Origin of the sequence: Congzhengia sp. (genome assembly GCF_037235575.1) — a bacterium.
Lineage (GTDB): Bacteria > Bacillota > Clostridia > UBA1381 > UBA9506 > Congzhengia > Congzhengia minquanensis.
Genome location: NZ_JAXUNN010000028.1, coordinates 101,943 through 120,829, shown reverse-complemented (window position 1 = coordinate 120,829; position 18,887 = coordinate 101,943). Strand labels below are relative to the sequence as shown.

Below are 18,887 nucleotides of genomic sequence, written 5' to 3'. Positions count from 1 at the left end.
ATCACAATTCAACTTTTTACATATATCAACAAGCCTTGAAGTCTTTTTCGATACAGTATTTAATTCAGAAGATTTGACTAGTTTAACATCCATTTCTAAAATCGAATTAACCATTCGGATTGTAGATATGTTAATATCAGACAAGTTATTTCCACTAGCACGTATTGTGTCGGAAATTATATCAAAATAATCATTAAAATACTTTGAAGATTGATAGGCTATTTTAATAGATTTTATATGTTTTTCTTTCCATAATTCATCAACTGTCTCTATGTTATTTATTTTTTTATGGCACGAACCATGAACAGGTATAGTCAATAAAAAGTCGCGTCTATCTCTGATTTTTGTTCGGTTTATCCAACCATTTTTTTGGAACGCTACATCATCATATATTACAAAATAATCAGCTTTCGCCATTTTAACATAATAGCGTATCCAAGGAAAATAGTGAGGTTGATGTATAACTACTCTCATTTATTTGTCAGCTTTCTTTCTATGTATTCAGACAACACTGTAGGGGTATCTAATAATTCTAGTGATAATTCATCATCGTCGATATCAATCCCAAACGTCTCTTCGACATTTATCAATATCTCAATGGCGATAATAGAATCAATTGGATATTCTTGAATCAACTTTGAATCTTGTTTAATCTTTACATAAATTCCATGTTCAGATAAAATTTGCTCTATCTTTTCAATTAATTTTTCTAAAGTGTTCATCATTATATACTCTCCTTTTCTTTGAAATATAAATGTAAATAATTTGCATCTATTATAAATCTTTCATCGTTTCGTTCTTTTTCGTACTGTGGTCTAAATTGTATATACCAATCCCTATTTTTTAGGTACCATTCCACAGTAAATTTTATTCCATCTTCAATACTTGTCATTGGCAATTGAACATAGGTCAATATTTTACTATTATCTATGTTTAAATATTTTCCTCGATTCTCACTAATCGCAATAGAATCAAAATTCGATATGTCATTAGTATTAAATGATTTTACTATCTCATCAATTACAAACTTCATGTTGTATGATTTCCCTGACGAAAGATTGTATGTGCCTGGCTTTCCCTTCATTAACATGTAAAATACCGCTTTAATTGCATCTTCTACATAGAGGAAATCTCTATAAAAATTTGCTGTCAAATCTCCCCTTATACCTTCAGCCAAACGACAAATATTTCGCGGAATAATTCTATCCGGTAGCTGTCCCACCCCATACAAATTTGTAAATCTCAATGTTACGCAGTCTATGTTAAATTTATCCTGATAATATGCGACCAACTGCTCACAAAATTGTTTTGAAACCCCATATATAGACTGTGGTCTAAGTGCATCGGTTTCAGAATATATATTATTTTTATTACATCCTCCATATACTTCAACAGACGATGAAAATACAACTTTCGAACCATTTTCTATAGAGTAAAGTAATATATTTTTTAGAGATAGTATATTATTAAGTATAGTTTCATTTTCATGATATGAAGAATAATCCACATGTGGCAATGCTGCTAGATGAATTACATATTTAATTTTTTCTGGAAGTTTTTCATATGCTCTATCAGCAGCTAAATTCTGATAAATTATCTTCAATCTATCCGTTTGTTCGAGGAATTTCGATCTCGAAAAGAAATCAGCTACATCGACAATTACAACATTGTAATCGTTTTTTAGCAAATATTTTGCTAAATTAAATCCAACAAATCCCAAACCTCCGGTAATCATTATCGTGTCCATATTTAATTCCTTCTTTAAAATTAGTATTTTCTACAATTATAAATTGTACTTGGCTTTTTGTAAATTATACATTTTCGAGTATTTTCCATTTAAGTCCATAAGTTCTTGATGTGTCCCTATTTCTTTTATATGACCTTTGTCAATCAAAACAATTGTATCAGCTTGACGAGTAGAAAAAAATCTATGTGTAATAAATATTACAGTTCTATCATCAAATGCAGACATAAGCATATTATTAAAACTATTCTCACTTACAGGATCCATCGCACTGGATGGTTCATCGAGAATTACAACACATGATTTACTTACAAGTATCCTTGCCAAAGCTATTTTTTGATTATCACCTTTTGAAAACTCAACCGAACTATCGGCATATTCTTTTGTCATTATTGTATTAAGTCCATCCTGTAATGTGTTTATTTTTTTAATCAACCCCACCTTGTCTAAAGCTATATATATATCTTGTTCTTTTTTCCTATCAACTATATCCATGGCAACATTTTCACTAACACTCAAAGCATAAATATTAAAATCTTGAAAGAGACATGACATATATTTATATAATTCTTTTCTGTCATATTCACTTATTGACTTTCTATCTAATAAAATACTGCCTTGATAGTCCTGATATAAACTAAGCAATAGGTTGACCAGTGTCGTTTTTCCGGAACCATTTTCACCAACAATAGCTATTTTTTGGCCTTCTTTTATCGTCAAATTTATATCGTTTAGAATATTATCTTTACCATTATATGAAAAATACACATTTTTGATTTCTATCTTTTTAGCCGTTTTCGGACACATTGCCTTGTTTAGGTCATCAGAATACTCTATGTCCATATCCTGAAATTTAAATATTTTGTCACAATAAATACTGTGTTTGTAAACATTTGTTATATTATTAACAAGCTGAGTTAATTGATTGGATAACCCCCATACAGAATTTACTGTAGCAGAAAAATCTCCTACCCTTATCGACTTGCTTATCATCAATTTATATATTAATAAGAAATATACTGCAAAACTGGTTAATAATGATTCACACAAACCTTTTATTGCATATAATTTTACTAATTTTTTCCCATACTTTTTGTTTTCTATATGCATATTTTTATATGCTTCATTCTGTTCTTCAAAAATAAATTCATTCCTTTGTAACAATTTTAATTCTTCAATAATATCCGTTATATAAAACACTCGTTTATAATAATCAATTTTTCGATTCAATTTTATTGTATCAACATCTTTTTTTTCATGGTTCTTTGCCAACGAAATATCAACCCAAAAACCAATTAAAACAGAGAACAAAATTAATACAACGATGAAAAAATCAACCGTAAATAACATTGTTACAATCAATACTATAGAGATTAAGTTAGATAACAAAGCTCCCGTGCTCTGTAATGTCAAACTCCCTATATCTTTGGAATGTTGCAATGCTAACATATAACCATCGTAAAAATCTGTATTTTCAAAATACTTTAGTCTTACATTGGCAGCTTTTTCGAACAATTTAGTTTGTATTATTTTTCTGACCCTCAATTCAGAGGCTGGCGAATAACAGTTTTTCATCCAATTACTGAACAAAAAAAATAGTGTATTTGTAATTAGTGCGCAAAAAAGATAAATTATTGCATCTCGTAATGATATTTGATTATCAAAAGCATTAAAAATATATCTTATTAAGTAAATACTGTTAAAAACAGAAAGCCATGCCCCTATAATAACTTCTAAATAAAACAAACATAAGTACAATGGAGAGTACTTTACATAATAACCTAAAATCTTTCCCAACGAGCGCAATCGTGTCATTCGCATTCACCTCGTGTGATAAAAGTAGTAGTTTTTAAAGTTCCTCTCCAAGAACTAAATATGCTGCTGAATCCAAGTGGTATCCAAATGCTATTTAAAATAACTTGCCTGTAGCTTAAAATATTTCGAATAATTTGAATCCCTTTGAATCAAATCATCATGACACCCTATTTCCATGAGCTTTCCGTTCTCAAAAAATAAAATGACATCAGATTTCTTTGCATACGACATATTATGTGAGACTATAAATAATAGCTTATCATCAACATGATCAAACAACGACGTAATTAATTTATCTTCAGAAATAGGATCTAATGCGCTGGACGGTTCATCAAGCAGCATCAAATCAGCGTCAGCTGCCATTGTTCTTGCAATTGCTATTTTCTGCAATTCCCCTCCGGAAAACGATTCGCCTTCTTCGTCAAATTCCTTTGTAACGATTGTTTTAAATCCTTTACTTAATTGAATATACTTGTCATAAAAGCCACTTTTTTTTACAGCCTGAACAAAGCGCTTTCTATCTTCCGAGTTGGTAGCTTCCCGCAACAGAACATTTTTTTCTAAAGTCGTTGCAAATACAACAAAATGCTGTCGCACTAAACTTATCCTTTGCTTATACTCTTGAAAATTAAACTTATTTATATTAATGCCATTTATTAAAATCTCTCCTTCAATCGGTGTATAAATACGACATATCAAATTCATTATTGTAGTCTTACCAGCTCCGTTAGCTCCAATTATGGCAACTTTTTGACCTCTTTTAACTTCAAAATTAATGTTTCTCAGTGCATAAATTTCCTGATTAGGATACTTAAAACTTACATTTTTAAATTCTATTTTCTCAATTATCTTGGGCACTGCAACATATTCAATTGTTTCGCAGGAACTGTCCTCATACATACCAATAAAATACATTATATCCTTTAAATATTCACATTGCTCAACGCTGGTAATATATAAATCCATTATATTTTTAAAAGAAAATACAGTTTGGTTAAATGTAGTTACTATGACTACTGCATTTTCAATAGCAACATTCCCACTTTTCACCCTGAATACTAAATAAAATAATATTCCGAAAAAAGCTACACCTTGAAATAAATACTGTATTACGAAATGTCTTATTCCTATTTTCCGACCATAATATTGGATATTATATTTCATATCTAAAAAGAACCTATCCATAGTCTTTAATATTATGTGTTTGACCTTAGTAGTTCTTATTTCTTTTGAATACTGCTTCAAGTACATTACTCTTTCAACATATTCTAAACGGCGTTCTACATTACTCACTTCCTTAGTTTTTAAGCTTATGAATTTAGTCAAAGAAGGCGATATAAGCCATTCACCAACTAACGGAAGTAGTATAAAAAAAATCAATACTGGATCTGTAATAAAAATAAATCCGGTAAGCGTAACTATCATCATCAGTGAACTTACTAATACTTCTATTAATGAAAAATATCCTTTTATTCTTTCTTTTAGATTTTCTACAACAAAAAAATACTTATCATAAAAATGACTTTTTTTAAATTCCTCCATCGATATATTATCGACTTTATGATATAAAACATTTTTTAAATATAATTCCACTTTTTGTATAGAATCCTCTGCATAATATTCATTATAATAAGCCTCTAACATCCAGACTACAATTTGAAATAAAAGCACCCCAAACATTATATACAAAAAAATTTCAAAATGTAGTCCCGAATTATAATTTTCTACTATGTAACGTAATAAAAAAACATTAAAAACTATATCAGACATAGACAACATTATGTATACGATAACAGTAATAGGAATTCTGAAACGTTTTGCAGATTTAACATGCTTTGAAAACAAAAACAGTGTTTTTGCTACATTTTTTAATTTCATTCTATGCATTATGGTTAACCCCTTTTATAATATGACTTCTTATCATATCATTATATGTTACAATGTCAATTTTATTTGAACTGAATTTTTCATACAACCCCACCTCATAATTTGAGTGTTTTTTATAGAACAGATTATAATTTCGTTCTTTTTGCTCTAAAATCATCCGTTTGTGAGAATGAAAAACATGATAATTAATTAATTTCTCATCCAACTTAAATTCTATATTCGGTATTAACTTATATATGCGATAAGCTAATTCTAAATCTTCAAACCCCCACCCCTTAAAACACTCATCAAATCCGTGTGCTTCCAATACTACATCCCTACTCAAAATTGTATTAGAGAATGTGCACATTACCCACGGTATCATGTTTATTTCTACATTAGATAGCGGTTTGACTTTTCTGTAATATCTTTCATATACCGATCTCATTTTTAAATTATTCGTTTCACTTTGTATCATTCGTTTTAACATTTCAAAATTATTAAAATATACTTCTTTTCTTACCCCAATACAAATTTGATTTTTTTTCATACTTATATCTTTTAAAGCATTTTCAAGAAAAAACCGATCATCATCTAAAAAAAGAATATACTTACTATCTGCATATTGTACACCTATATTTCTCGCTGAAGACAAACCGCCATTTTTTTTATACAAATAGTCTAAATTCAAATAGGACTTATAGTTTTCCACTGTGCGTTTCGTGTCGTCAAAGCTCCCATCATCAATAATAAGAATATTAAGTTCTGGAATGTATTCTTTTATAGAAAAGAGAACAATATCCAAATATGAGCTTTTATTATAAGTAGGTATTATTGCTGTAATCTCTAACTGCTTCATTTTTTCCCCAAATACGAATTTATTACATTAGACAATTCTAAAGCAAATCTATCATTATTAAAAATAGTATACGCACGTTCTTTTGCCTTCTTACCTAGACTTCTTGATAAATCCTCATCATTATACAGTATTGAAATATTTTCTGCTAAATTGTTTATATTAATTTGACGTTTATTTTGATTTTCCTCAACAGGACATATCAAACCGCACTCGTTATGAATAATTAATTCATTTAACGAATCAACTCCACTGACCACTATTGGTTTTTCTAATCCCATAAATTCTGCTGCAACATAACAGAAGGATTCCCACAAAGATGGAACCACAGCTATGTCGCATGTATTCATCAATGAAACAACTTTTTTTCTATCTGGTTCATATAATAATTTGATGCTATTTTTCAAATTTAGTTTTACTATCAAATCTTCTAAATACTCTCTCTCTGGACCTCGTCCCAATATACAAAGGAAAGACTCCGGAGCCTGTGAATGTATCAAAGAAAAGGCTTCTATCAATTTATCAAAACCTTTCACTGGTACAAATCGACCAATCGACATGATTAGTTTCCTATCTTCAGCGCAAATTTCTTTTTTTAGTATATTATTTGATTGACTTTGAGCCTCGGTTAATTCTTCTTTATCAATACCTAAATATACTATGTGGCATCTTCTTTCATCAATATTGTAAAAATCACAAATACTCTTATACAATGCCTTACTTATGAAGACATTTGCATCACTATATAAAAGTGACTTTTTTTCTATTTCTAGTAAATGCTTCGGAAAACCATTTACTCCATCGGCCACTTTATGCGTTTCTGCTCTGTCATATATGACCATCTTACGAAAGTCTTGCAACAAAATATTAATTATTGGTATCGAATTCTTTTTAGCAAAAAGATATGCTTCAGGATAACTAAATAAATCAGGAACCAAAACAATATCTGGTGAGATTTTAACTCTATCCTTCAGAAAAGCTAATACTCTCATATGATACTTAATATTGCTATCACTCATTCCTGTATTTTGTTGATAAATATCTTGACCTATAGATATTATATCAACTCCATCCTCATTAATAACAACATCTTTATTTTGACTAGTAACAACAGTAACATGATAACCTAATTTTCTTAATCCCCTAGCGGTTGAACATGCAACCACAGCTGTTCCACCAACCAAATTGGGTGGATATTCTCTAGAAAAGATAATAACACTTTTTTCTTTTTCCATAAAACACCCCTTCTTTAATCATAAACGGTATCAGATTTTCAAATAAAACTACATACATCATGAAATGAATCCATAATTTCGTCAATTTCTTGTACTTCGATACATAAGCTAGGGCTTAGTACAACAACAGTTTTATTCGGATAATTCACCCTAATATTTTTCTTGTTAACCAATGTGAAAAACTTTATTGCTGACCAATTATCAGAAAATTCCATTCCAAATATCATCCCAAAGTTACGCACTTCGCAAATGCATTTATATTTTTTTAATTCTTCTAACCTTTTAATAATATATATGGCCTTTTTGGCAATCTGCGTCATATCCTCAGAAATTTTCTCTACAGTATACATAGCAGATTTGAGAGCTAAGTCTTGTCCTGCAAATGTGGTCTCAATTCTATTATGTAAATTTCTTTTTTCTGTTTCATATAAAGAATTGCCATCATATATAGTAACAGATAAAGGAAAACCGTTGGAGAGTGCCTTACTAATGCATAATATATCCGGAACAATATCATACTGTTCAAAGGCAAACATTTTACCCGTTCGACCTATACCTGTTCTTACTTCATCAAAAATCAACATAACTTTCTTTTCATAACAATACTTCCTTAATTTCAGAAAAAAGTGTATTCCAGCATTAAAAACCATATTTCCAAATGACGGGTCAATAATAACTCCTGCATATTCATTTTCTACAGGTAATTTTTCAAAAAAATCATCCATATCCGGGAATTCACCTATGTCTTTTGTTTCATATGGTGGATGTAAAATATCAAAAACATAATCAGATACTCTTTTTGTCTCCGAATATGTTATATTTAATAGGCAAATAGAACTACCATGATAACATCCACCAAAATGTAAGAATTTTGATTTTTTTGTAATATGCTCAGCAATTATCAATGCATGTTCTATAGCCTCACTTCCTGAAACCCCATAACAATAGGCATTTAATTGTTGCGGAGTAAATTTACTAAAGAATTCTTCAAACTCTCTGCGAACAACTTTGTTATCTATAGTTAAAATTTGATTGTTTTTAATGCAATCATTGATAACATTACAATAACCTTCATCATTTTTTAACACATGAACCCAAGATGTCAAATCAAACATTTAGTAGTTCATCTCCCTTATTTATCGAATAGAAAATACTTTCTCATACAAATTTCTATAATTCTTTATCATGATATCCGATGAAAACATTTTAGCTGCCCTTTGCTTCGCATTTTGAATTATTGTGTTTCGTATCACACTATCTTCTTCCATTTTTTTAATATATAACTGTATTTCGGTTGGTTCATCGAACAAAAAGCCGCTTTCACCATGTTCAATTATTTCAGGTATTGCACCCAAACGTTGGGCAATCACTGGAACACCGCTAAACATAGCTTCAACAATTACCAAACCAAATGATTCGGTCGAGCCCTCTGGAAGCCAATATACAAAATAATCCATTTTAGAATATTTATCCGCAACATATGGCTCAGTATTGATTATTAAATTCAAGTTAGGATAATTCATCTTCTCTTTTTCTAAATAGTCTATAAATTCAGCATCCCCTGTTCCGCATACAAAAAACAATAGTTTTTTTGAAGATATCTCCATTCCACTAAATACCTCAAAGAGATCTTCAGGGATCTTTGACTCAATTATTGTACTTACCCTACCTATAACCAATAATGTTTTGTTATTATCTTCCTGTTTTTCTACAATTGAATTTGTATCTACACCTAAATAAATTACTTGTTTATTTTTCATATGGCTAATATATTGTAAATTGTTATTACTACCAGCAATATAATATACATCATTATACTCGGGCGGTGAACATTGTTCTTGTAATGTTACAATTATAGGCTTATGCTGATTTTTAAAAAAAGTGTACCATATATCCATTTGTGGCCACCAATGATAATGCACAACATCATAATATTGCTCTTTTAAAACCATAAAGATTTTTCTCCAATGTGAAACGACAACACACTTTACATTACTTAGCACAGCAATCTTTTCTGAGTACGCCGCATCTATAGCATAAGTTATAATTATGTGTTCAAAATCGCTCAGACCGCTAACAATATTATATAATGTCCTTTGTGCACCACCAACTCGCATATTATGTATTAAATGTAAAATCTTTATTCTACTCACCTTTTTCACTTATATTTTTATTACATTGCTACTTTGTTTTTTTATAATATTTTTTACATCAATTATTAGTTTTGAATCATCAACTAAATCTTGATAGTTTAAATTGTTCTGTTTATTCATTAAAATCACAACATCATAATATTCCAAACTATGTTTTTTCATCTCCTTAATACTATTTAATGAATAGGATGAACTTTTATAATTCGGGATTAATTCATCATAATAGTCAACTCGGCACCCATACTCAATTAACCTTTTCATTAATTTTATAGATGGGCTCTCCCTTGTATCATTGACAAACTCTTTGTATGCCAACCCAATAATTAATATTTGAGATTCTTCAATAGCAATGTCATTTTCCTCTAAATAAGTAAGTATGAATTCAATAAATTGCTCAAAAAACAATTTAATTATAGACTCAGAGGAATCAACCATTTTAAGTGCTACTCCATTCTGTTGCGCAATCCATTTCAAATAAAACGAATCAACCATTATACAATGTCCCCCCACTCCAATATTGGGATAAAACGGGAAAAACCCCATAGGTTTTGACTTCGCAGCTTCGATAACCTCAAAAACATTTATATTCATTTTTTTACACAACATTGCGATTTCATTAATAAAAGCTATATTTATATACCGAAAAGTATTTTCAAGCAACTTGGACATTTCAGCAACTTCGCATGAACTACATAAATAAACTGGTGCTCTTAAAAATGAATTGTAAAAAAGCAATGCTAATTCAGCAGAATGGGGCTCAACTCCACTTACCAACTTATTGATATCTGCTACACTACAATTCGCTGTCCCAGGTGATATTCGTTCAGGAGAAAATGCCAGAAAATAATCTTTCCCACACTTCAATCTACCTGAGTCAAAAATCTCTTTAATAACGTTCCTAGTTGCTCCAACATAAATCGTAGATTCCACAATTATTAATGTATCTTTAGTTAGATAAGCAGATGCTGATAAACACGCTTGCTCAATCAATGTTAAATCAGGTTTTTTTTCTGATGATAATGGGGTTGGGACACATATAATAACAATATCACAATTTGAAATTATATCATATGAATCTGTAACCAACAAACCCATGTCAAATATTCTCTTAATATCTCCATCGGTAAAATCTGACAAATAGCTTTCTCGGATATTAAGCTTTTTTATTTTCTCTCTATCCCAATCAATTCCTACAACCTTGAAATTATTTTCAAGCAATAATTGAATTAGCGGCATACCTATGTATCCCAACCCAACAACTGCTATTTGCACCGTTTTATTTTGAATTTTTGACCTTAATTCTATATTTTTCACACCTTTTACCTCTTATATCTTTATAGTATATATTCAAAATTAACATAACCTTATATATAGCAACAACTATCCTAATAACTATCGCTTTTTATATGCTCTAAAAATATTGTCAACACCTTTTTTTCTATAGTATAGGAATCATATAGTCGCTGAATTATTTTATTCTTGCTAATGCTTTTTCGTTTTCTTTGCAAAAGGTTTTTTAGAATTCCTAATCTTACAACTTCAAAATTATCTATTATTTTATCATACCGTTCTTCACAATACTCCATAAGTTCACATGGCAACGATAAACATTCAATCTTCTTCTTCATATTTTTCTTATGTTCGTACAAAAAATGTATGTTTCTGTATATAATCCTATCATATTCTTCTATTTGCTTTATATAGTCAATAAATTTTATATATGCATTCATTCCATATGTGAACTTATCTTGAGGACACGGATTAATAGAAGTATAAAATGAATCGTTAAATGAGTCTGTACCATGCAAATAGTCCGATATTCTATCGCAAAATGTCCGTTTTGAAAAGCTATAACTATTATAAAATATTTTCGGTCTAAAGCTTATTATCGAAACCAGTTCTCTGCCATAATCATCATATTTACTTTTTTCTTTTATTTCTAAATCAAATCCCTTTTTTACCTCGTTAAATGAATATATGGTTTTTCTATAACTTCCCATTAAACATTCTATTGAAATCGCATAAAAACACTCTTTATCCAAATCATATCCATAAATCAACGAATCATGACGAAAATGATATTTTTTATAAGCATCCTGGCATTTTAAATGATACTCATCAAAAAACACATATCCATACCAACCCAAATTAATTTGCTTTATAAGAATTGATATTATATCAAAATCTTTATCAAGCATTGAACGATAAATATAATTACATTCAAATACTTCATCAATCTCTCCCGACATTTCATATGGCCATTTAACATACTGAAAATCAAAGTTCTCATTAATTTTAATATTAATAAATCTTTCATTATACCAAGGCAATAACGTATCATATGCCCGTAACACACACATTGGATAAGCTAGAAACATATAGGCTTTAATATCTGTTTGTAAAACTACTGGTAGCATTGTACTTGTTCGAAATTGAAAATTGTTCAATACGCAACCCCTCTTCCCGTAAAACGAGTGCTAAGATACACAAGTTTAAAAGTATAACCATATATTAACCAACACTTCCACACAAAGTGTCTTTATGTGATATAATATATTAAATTTTGTAATATTATATCACATAACAATTATTTTGTAAATATTTTTATGAAAAAATTTATAATAATTATTATAAAATATTAAAAAAATGAATTCAGACAGTATACTTTAGCAACATAACAATTTCATCAAAGAAACATATAAGGATAAAACAATTAACAAGATGTCTTAAAATGAGCAATTACGAATTGATAGATACTAGTTAAGTTAAATTAAAGATTTGTTTCACTAATAACATCAAAATGCTACACCCCCTCGAGACCTAATGCATGCTAAAATATGGGTTATAAGAACAGGAGCGCCGTGGTGTATATTACACGAAAAACATGATCCATGGTACACGGTTTACAATAACTTTTGCAAATGAACAAATACATAAACTATTGGAAAAACCTTGAACTTTTTCGCCAAATACTGGTGATTCAACTGAACTTCAGATAGATGCAACATATATTAAAGGCACATCAACGTAATGATGGTACTAAAAAAAGGGCTACGAGAGAGGCTATTGGTAATTTTAGGTTGCGTAACCAGTAAAATCATTAGGGCGTATTATGGGTGAAATTAAAATATTCAGTAATGAAATGGTAATAAAATGGCGAGTTATAACTTAAGAAAAAACGGTGCCTTTGTCTAAGACAATCCCAAGTTTTGTGTAAAGTGTTGAGCCAACCTCCAAGATGATATATAATAAAAATATCGGTTTTGTAAAGTTAAAATGAAAAAATAGCATAATGATTTCACATAATTCTTCCGATTTTTGCCAAATAGCTTTTAAATGCCCGACTGAAATTTGTCAAGGGTAAAATGAACGTGCAAAAGCACACCTTATGAGACCCTACCCTTGGGGTACAAATCATAGAGCGACCATTTGTATATTAATTAAGGCAAAAGTCAGCTAATGAGCAGCAAAGAGTTTCGCTGCCTTTCTGAACATTTAAAAACGGCAAATTTAGCAGGGGTTAGATTAGAAAGTGAACTATGCGGTCTAATGAAGTTGTTAAAGAAAACAAACATCATAATCATACTGTTAGCACTTTCAAAGGAATTAAAGCCGTAACGAGTTTTATACCAGTATTTGAATTGTTTGTTAAAAGCTTCAATAATGTTATTGGAAATGTCATCTTTAAAGCTGGTGACACGCCAAAAATGGATTTGGTAGGTACTTTGTAGGCTGAATATCGGTCTGAAACAATTGCGTTAGGTCTGCCATAGTTCTTTACACTATCAAACAAAGAGAAAGCTTGAGGTGAATCTCTACTTGAGGTGAATCTCTATTAGGATATAGTTGAAAGCCTAAGACAAAACGAGTTTCACTATAAATTATGAACCATATATAATGCTTTACACCTTTGATTTTAACAACAGTTTCTTCAGCATGCCACTCATCAGAGTTAAAGTCTAAAGCAGGCATAGCTTCCTTTTTGGTTTTGTATCCACTGCGTTCTATTTGACTGCGTTTTCCGTTAATAACACCTAAATCAATTCTGTATGACCATGTTGCACCTTTTTTTCGTACACTTCCTTTCATAGTAAGACCTCCTATGTATATTCTTTATAAATTATTTTATCAAATTAGTAGCAGAGATCTTAAGTTTTGATAGAAAAATTTTTTCCCACGAAAAAAAACATTTTGACACCCCTCAAACCCGCATAAACACTGGGGTTTCAGGGGTTTTTGTGGGAAAAATCAGAAACGCGGTCAATTTTGATAGCTTTTCCCACGGATTTCCCACGAAACAAAAAAATACAGAAAAATATAAAAAAACACGATTAGCGAAAATTTACTAATCGTGTTTCAAGACCAAGTATCATAAAGCCTTATTTTAAGCCATTCTCAGAGTATATCTAATCGTATTTATTTGTATCTACGATTAACCAAAATATCTCTTTAAAAGACCTTCAAAGCCTTTTCCATGTCTTGCCTCATCTTTCGCCATCTCATGAACCGTGTCATGGATTGCGTCGTAGCCAAGCTCCTTTGCCTTTTTTGCAATTTCCAGCTTGCCTGCTGTTGCTCCGCACTCTGCTTCCATTCTCATCTGAAGATTCTTCTTTGTGTCGGCGCAAACAACTTCACCTAAAAGCTCTGCAAATTTTGCAGCGTGCTCTGCCTCTTCCCACGCAGCCCGAATATAGAACTCGCCGATTTCGGGATAACCTTCGCGGATTGCCTGACGGCCCATTGCAATATACATGCCAACCTCTGTGCATTCGCCTTCAAAGTTTGCCTTTAATCCTTCGTAAACTTCAGCGTCGATTTTATCTTTTGCGCCTACGCCAATCACATGTTCACAAACAAAATTTAAGGCTTCATCTTTCATTTCTGTGAATTTAGAACCGGGAACGCCGCACTGGGGACATTTTTCAGGGGGGGTGTTACCTTCGTGAACATAACCGCATACTGGACATACAAATTTTTTCATAATCGTTACCTCCATAATAAAAAATTTATTTAATAATATAAAAAACAAAGTTAATTTATGCGTTTCTCTTTTGCTTTTCGCTGCAATCTTTACATATGCCGTAAACATAGAGCTTATAGTAGTTTGCTACAAAGTTATCGCCGAGGTTTTGGTTTAAAATTTCTTGCGGCAGCTCGAAAAACATATCGGAAACCGTTCCGCACGAGGTGCAGACAAAATGCTGATGGTCTGAGGTATCAGCATCGAAATGGTCGGTTTTATCCCCTGTGGAGAGCCGAATCACCGTTCCCGTTTCGCAAAGCCGGCCCAAATTTCTGTAAACAGTGGCCAGGCTTAAATTCGGAAGCGACGGCTTTAAGTCGGCATAAATGCGCTCCGCCGTGGGGTGCTCTTTGGTATTTCTTAAATAATTCAGGATGGACTCCCTCTGTTTTGAAAAGTTCATAGTTCATCTCCCAAAAACAATAATAATAATTATTTTTAATTTCAAGATTATTATAATGCATACAAATTCTTTTGTCAAGCATTTTTTTAAAATTTTTTTATTTTATTGAAAAATGTCAAATACTCTGCTATAATATAAAGTACTGTAATTATAAAAACTTATATGTAATTATTTTATACTAAGATTAAGGAGTGTATTGTGTGCGATTGCCCGATTTTATGATAAAAAACCACAGAAGGCATGTTTTGTCCGATGCGGACTTAATAACAAAAAACTCCAGCCCTGCATTGTCTGAAGCGTTAAAGGGCGCAAGGACGAATTTAATGTATGCGCTGGCCGACATAGACGGCGGGAAATGTGTGTTTATGACCTCAGCTTTGGCTGCCGAGGGAAAAACAACAACCTGCATCAACCTTGCAGTTTCCCTGGCCCAAACGGAATCCCGCGTTCTTTTAATTGACTCAGACCTTCGCCGCCCAAGAATTCATACTTACTTAAATATTAAAAATAAAGAGGGGCTGGCGAATTACCTGGGAGGGTTTTGCGAACTGGAGGCCATTGTCAACCATCTCAGCGACTTGAACCTCGACTGTATTACGGCGGGCAACCTTCCCCCCAACCCCACAGAGCTGCTTTCATCAAAAAAAATGAAAAGCTTTATTGAATTTATAAAGGGAAAATATGACTATATTTTGTTTGACACGCCCCCTGTCAACATTGTTGCAGATTCTTTGGCCCTGGCACAGCTTGTGGAAAACGTTATTTTTGTCTGCAAATGCGGTGTCAGCTTAACCACAGAAATTCAAAAGGCGCTGTCTGCTTTAAAATTTGCCAATGCAAAGGTGCTGGGCTTTATTACAATTGAAACAAGCCGGAAAAAGAAAAAATCGAAAGACTATTCGGGATATTACTATTACGAGGAGTCTTAAAAACTGAGGGAATGCGTTATGAGGTATATTGATTTTCACACTCACATTCTGCCGGAAATGGACGACGGCGCAAAAAGCGTTGGCGAATCGCTTGAAATGCTGAAAACCGCGCATCTAAGCGGCGCCCAGACTGTGTTACTCACACCGCATTTCCTGACACGGGAGCCGGTTCCAGATTTTTGTGCGCGGCGGAACAGCAAATATTCTTTGCTGAAAAAAGCGATGGAGGAAGACGGCGGCACATTTCCAACGCTGCTTTGCGGAGCAGAAGTGCCCCTTTACGGCGGCCTTTCCGAAAACAACGATTTGGAAAAACTGTGCATTGAAGGAACTGACCTGCTTTTGCTGGAGCTTCCTTTTCCTGCATGGAATAAATGGCACATTCAGGAAGTATATAATATCATAGCCAAACAGAATGTAACGCCGGTTATGGCTCACATTGAACGCTATTTAAACAAACCGAAAGAAATTGAAAAGCTGGACCAGCTCATCTCTGTCGGCGCAAAGTTTCAAATGAACGCGCCCTCGTTTTTAACCTTTTCAGGAAAACGCATCATCAAGGCCCTGGCCCGGGAGGGGCTGATTTGTGCCATAGGGTCAGACTGTCACAACCTGACTTCACGCCCGGCTGATATTTCCCACGCCATGTCGCTAATGACAAAACATCTTGGCGGCTCGTTTCTTCGGGAAATTTTTGAAAAATCGAAACAACTATTAAATTTATCATGACTGAATAACCGATTTTGTGAGGAGAGAAAACGTTATGAAACTAAAAGAAGTGCAGGAAATTCTAAAAGCAAAAGTAATTACCTCCGTAACCGGCTGGGAAGACATTGAAGTGAAATCCGCCTGCGGCTGCGATTTGATGAGCGATGTGCTGGCATTTGTAAAAAACCAGGCGTTGCTGTTAACCGGTCTGGTGAACCCGCAGGTAATCCGCACAGCGGAAATGATGGACATTAAAGTAATTGTGTTTGTCCGCGGAAAAGTGCCCGGGGAAGACGTGATAACGCTTGCCGAAAAACTTGACATGGTGGTTTTTACAACCGACACCCCACTGTATGTGGCCTGCGGAGAACTTTATTCAAATGGCCTTTCCGGCAAGGGGGAATAGAACGATGTCCCAGAACCTGAAGCTTCACTACGACATTAACGGTTCTGATTTTACCATTGCCGGCCAGGCTTCCAGCAATATAAAAAAGGTTCTAAAACAGCTTGGCGTTGCACCGGATATTATCCGGAAAGCCGCAATTTCCATGTATGAAGGGGAAATTAACACCGTAATTCACGGCAAAGGCGGCGCAGCGGATGTTGAAATCACCACCGATAAGCTCATTATTACGTTTACAGACCACGGCCCGGGAATCCGCGATATTGACCAGGCCATGCAGGAGGGCTTCTCCACAGCTACTGACGAGGCCAGAGAGCTGGGCTTCGGCGCAGGCATGGGCCTTCCCAACATGAAAAAATATTCCGACGAGCTCAACATTACCTCCCGTTTGGGGGAGGGCACCACCGTTGAGATTGTGATTTATATTGCATAACGAAAGCACCGATTTAAAACATTGGAGGTGTCATTCATGGGTTTTAGCAATGACCAGCTGTATCATTCCGTCACCCTGGACGAAAGCAGATGCAAAGGCTGTACTGCGTGCCTGAAGCGGTGTCCCACCGAAGCAATCCGGATACGCGACGGCAAAGCAAAAATTATAAAAGAACTGTGTATCGACTGCGGCGAATGCATTCAGGTTTGCCCATACCATGCCAAACAGGCGGTGATGGACACATTTGCTGAGCTGGATAAATTTAAATATAACATTGCCGTTCCTGCCCCTACGCTGTATGGGCAGTTTAATAATCTGAGGGATATTAATTATGTGTTAAACGGCCTTTTGCACATTGGATTTGACGACGTTTATGAAACGGCTAAGGCAACGGAGGCTGTTACCGATTACACCAAAAAACTGCTGGAGGAGGGAAAGCTGGAAAAGCCCATTATTAATTCGGCCTGCCCGGCAGTGCTGCGGTTGATTACGGTGCGGTTTCCCAACCTGATTTCCCATATCCTGCCTGTGATTGCCCCCGTTGAAGCGGCAGCCATTGCCGCCCGGCGTGAAGCGGCTTTAAAAACCGGCATTGCACCGGAAGACATTGGCATATTTTTCATTTCCCCCTGTGCGGCCAAAGCCACCACGGTGCACAATCCCATAGGCCTAGTAGAATCGCCCATCAGCGGCGTGCTGTCAATTAAAGAAGTGTATATGCGTCTTTTGCCGGTTTTAGGAAAGCTGACAGAGGTGAAACCTTTAAGCAACTCCTCGTTAGAAGGCATTAGCTGGGCGCGCATCGGCGGCGAAATTAAGGCGCTGGGCAAAGGGCGGTGTCTGTCTGTAGACGGAATTGACAGCATTATATCACTTTTGGAAGAAATTGAAGACGACGAAACGTTAGACATTGATTTTATAGAAGCGCTTTCCTGCAACGGCGGCTGTGTCAGCGGCCCGCTTACCGTTGAAAATGGGTATGTTGCTAAAATGCGTGTTGTGGAAATTGCAAAGGCGCAGGGCAGGAAAAATATTCCAAGAACACCGGTTTCTGTATGTGAGGAAGAGCTTGACTGGAACAAACCGGTGCTGTATCGGGATATTCTTCATTTAGATGAGGACTTTTCCATAGCCATGCAGAAGCTGGAGCAGATTGAAATGATTTATGCACGGCTTCCGCAGACAGACTGCGGCTCCTGCGGTGCGCCCACCTGCAAGTGCCTGGCAGAGGACATAGTTCGTGGCGTGGCGGAGGAAACCGACTGCATTTATAAAATGCGGGAGCGGTTTTCAAAACTGACACAAAAGGAATAACA

The 18,887-nt window shown here is 33.9% G+C and carries 18 protein-coding genes and 2 pseudogenes; 5 read left to right on the top strand and 15 right to left on the bottom strand.

Annotated features, from left to right (window positions below):
* From WIG73_RS05965 to WIG73_RS05895, 15 genes and pseudogenes are all read right to left on the bottom strand, one after another.
* Positions 1-474 (bottom strand): WbqC family protein (locus WIG73_RS05965; RefSeq protein ID WP_337399693.1); only part of this gene is annotated, 474 nt, incomplete at its 3' end.
* On the bottom strand, positions 471-725 hold the full coding sequence (locus tag WIG73_RS05960; RefSeq protein ID WP_337399691.1) for an acyl carrier protein: 255 nt from the start codon (positions 723-725) through the stop codon (positions 471-473). The genes WIG73_RS05965 and WIG73_RS05960, both read right to left, overlap by 4 nt.
* Positions 725-1,747, bottom strand: coding sequence for an NAD(P)-dependent oxidoreductase (locus WIG73_RS05955; protein WP_337399690.1), 1,023 nt, complete (start codon positions 1,745-1,747; stop codon positions 725-727). The genes WIG73_RS05960 and WIG73_RS05955 overlap by 1 nt, the downstream gene beginning before the upstream one ends.
* Before the next feature lie 36 nt (positions 1,748-1,783).
* A complete protein-coding gene (locus WIG73_RS05950) occupies positions 1,784-3,559 on the bottom strand; it encodes an ABC transporter ATP-binding protein (protein ID WP_337399688.1) in 1,776 nt (591 codons plus the stop codon).
* Between the two features lie 90 nt (positions 3,560-3,649).
* On the bottom strand, positions 3,650-5,446 hold the full coding sequence (locus WIG73_RS05945) for an ABC transporter ATP-binding protein (RefSeq protein WP_337399687.1): 1,797 nt from the start codon (positions 5,444-5,446) through the stop codon (positions 3,650-3,652).
* Positions 5,439-6,284: a glycosyltransferase gene (locus WIG73_RS05940; RefSeq protein ID WP_337399686.1), complete on the bottom strand. Its 846-nt coding sequence runs from the start codon at positions 6,282-6,284 to the stop codon at positions 5,439-5,441. The genes WIG73_RS05945 and WIG73_RS05940 overlap by 8 nt, the downstream gene beginning before the upstream one ends.
* On the bottom strand, positions 6,281-7,516 hold the full coding sequence (locus tag WIG73_RS05935) for a glycosyltransferase family 4 protein (protein WP_337399685.1): 1,236 nt from the start codon (positions 7,514-7,516) through the stop codon (positions 6,281-6,283). Before WIG73_RS05935 ends, WIG73_RS05940 begins: the two co-directional genes overlap by 4 nt.
* Positions 7,517-7,554: 38 nt before the next feature.
* A complete protein-coding gene (locus WIG73_RS05930) occupies positions 7,555-8,631 on the bottom strand; it encodes an aminotransferase class III-fold pyridoxal phosphate-dependent enzyme (RefSeq protein WP_337399684.1) in 1,077 nt (358 codons plus the stop codon).
* A 21-nt stretch (positions 8,632-8,652) separates the two neighbouring features.
* Complete coding sequence (locus WIG73_RS05925; RefSeq protein ID WP_337399683.1) at positions 8,653-9,468, bottom strand: glycosyltransferase family 4 protein; 816 nt, start codon at positions 9,466-9,468, stop codon at positions 8,653-8,655.
* Between the two features lie 210 nt (positions 9,469-9,678).
* The gene (locus WIG73_RS05920) at positions 9,679-10,983 is read right to left on the bottom strand and encodes a nucleotide sugar dehydrogenase (protein WP_337399681.1); all 1,305 of its coding nucleotides are present in this window, start codon (positions 10,981-10,983) and stop codon (positions 9,679-9,681) included.
* Positions 10,984-11,054: 71 nt separating this feature from the next.
* The gene (locus tag WIG73_RS05915) at positions 11,055-12,116 is read right to left on the bottom strand and encodes a hypothetical protein (protein ID WP_337399680.1); all 1,062 of its coding nucleotides are present in this window, start codon (positions 12,114-12,116) and stop codon (positions 11,055-11,057) included.
* A 1,005-nt stretch (positions 12,117-13,121) separates the two neighbouring features.
* Positions 13,122-13,647 (bottom strand): annotated as a pseudogene (locus WIG73_RS05910) (DDE-type integrase/transposase/recombinase); the annotation flags it as partial.
* 33 nt (positions 13,648-13,680) lie between these two features.
* A pseudogene (locus WIG73_RS05905) lies at positions 13,681-13,758 on the bottom strand (hypothetical protein); the annotation flags it as partial.
* A gap of 343 nt (positions 13,759-14,101) precedes the next feature.
* A complete protein-coding gene (locus tag WIG73_RS05900; protein ID WP_337399679.1) occupies positions 14,102-14,653 on the bottom strand; it encodes an NADH peroxidase in 552 nt (183 codons plus the stop codon).
* 55 nt (positions 14,654-14,708) lie between these two features.
* Positions 14,709-15,098 (bottom strand): transcriptional repressor, encoded by a 390-nt coding sequence (locus WIG73_RS05895; protein ID WP_337399678.1) that lies wholly within the window; start codon positions 15,096-15,098, stop codon positions 14,709-14,711.
* Positions 15,099-15,298: 200 nt separating this feature from the next.
* Here WIG73_RS05895 and WIG73_RS05890 point away from each other — a divergent pair, with 200 nt between their 5' ends.
* From WIG73_RS05890 to WIG73_RS05870, 5 genes are read left to right on the top strand one after another with little or no spacing between them, the layout of a single operon-like run.
* A complete protein-coding gene (locus WIG73_RS05890) occupies positions 15,299-16,027 on the top strand; it encodes a CpsD/CapB family tyrosine-protein kinase (RefSeq protein ID WP_337399677.1) in 729 nt (242 codons plus the stop codon).
* Positions 16,028-16,045: 18 nt separating this feature from the next.
* The gene (locus tag WIG73_RS05885) at positions 16,046-16,756 is read left to right on the top strand and encodes a CpsB/CapC family capsule biosynthesis tyrosine phosphatase (RefSeq protein ID WP_337399675.1); all 711 of its coding nucleotides are present in this window, start codon (positions 16,046-16,048) and stop codon (positions 16,754-16,756) included.
* 34 nt (positions 16,757-16,790) lie between these two features.
* Positions 16,791-17,141 (top strand): hypothetical protein, encoded by a 351-nt coding sequence (locus WIG73_RS05880; protein ID WP_337399674.1) that lies wholly within the window; start codon positions 16,791-16,793, stop codon positions 17,139-17,141.
* A gap of 4 nt (positions 17,142-17,145) precedes the next feature.
* Positions 17,146-17,571 (top strand): ATP-binding protein, encoded by a 426-nt coding sequence (locus tag WIG73_RS05875; RefSeq protein ID WP_177679760.1) that lies wholly within the window; start codon positions 17,146-17,148, stop codon positions 17,569-17,571.
* A 36-nt stretch (positions 17,572-17,607) separates the two neighbouring features.
* Positions 17,608-18,885 (top strand): [Fe-Fe] hydrogenase large subunit C-terminal domain-containing protein, encoded by a 1,278-nt coding sequence (locus WIG73_RS05870; RefSeq protein ID WP_177679761.1) that lies wholly within the window; start codon positions 17,608-17,610, stop codon positions 18,883-18,885.
* The last annotated feature ends 2 nt before the right edge of the window (positions 18,886-18,887 follow it).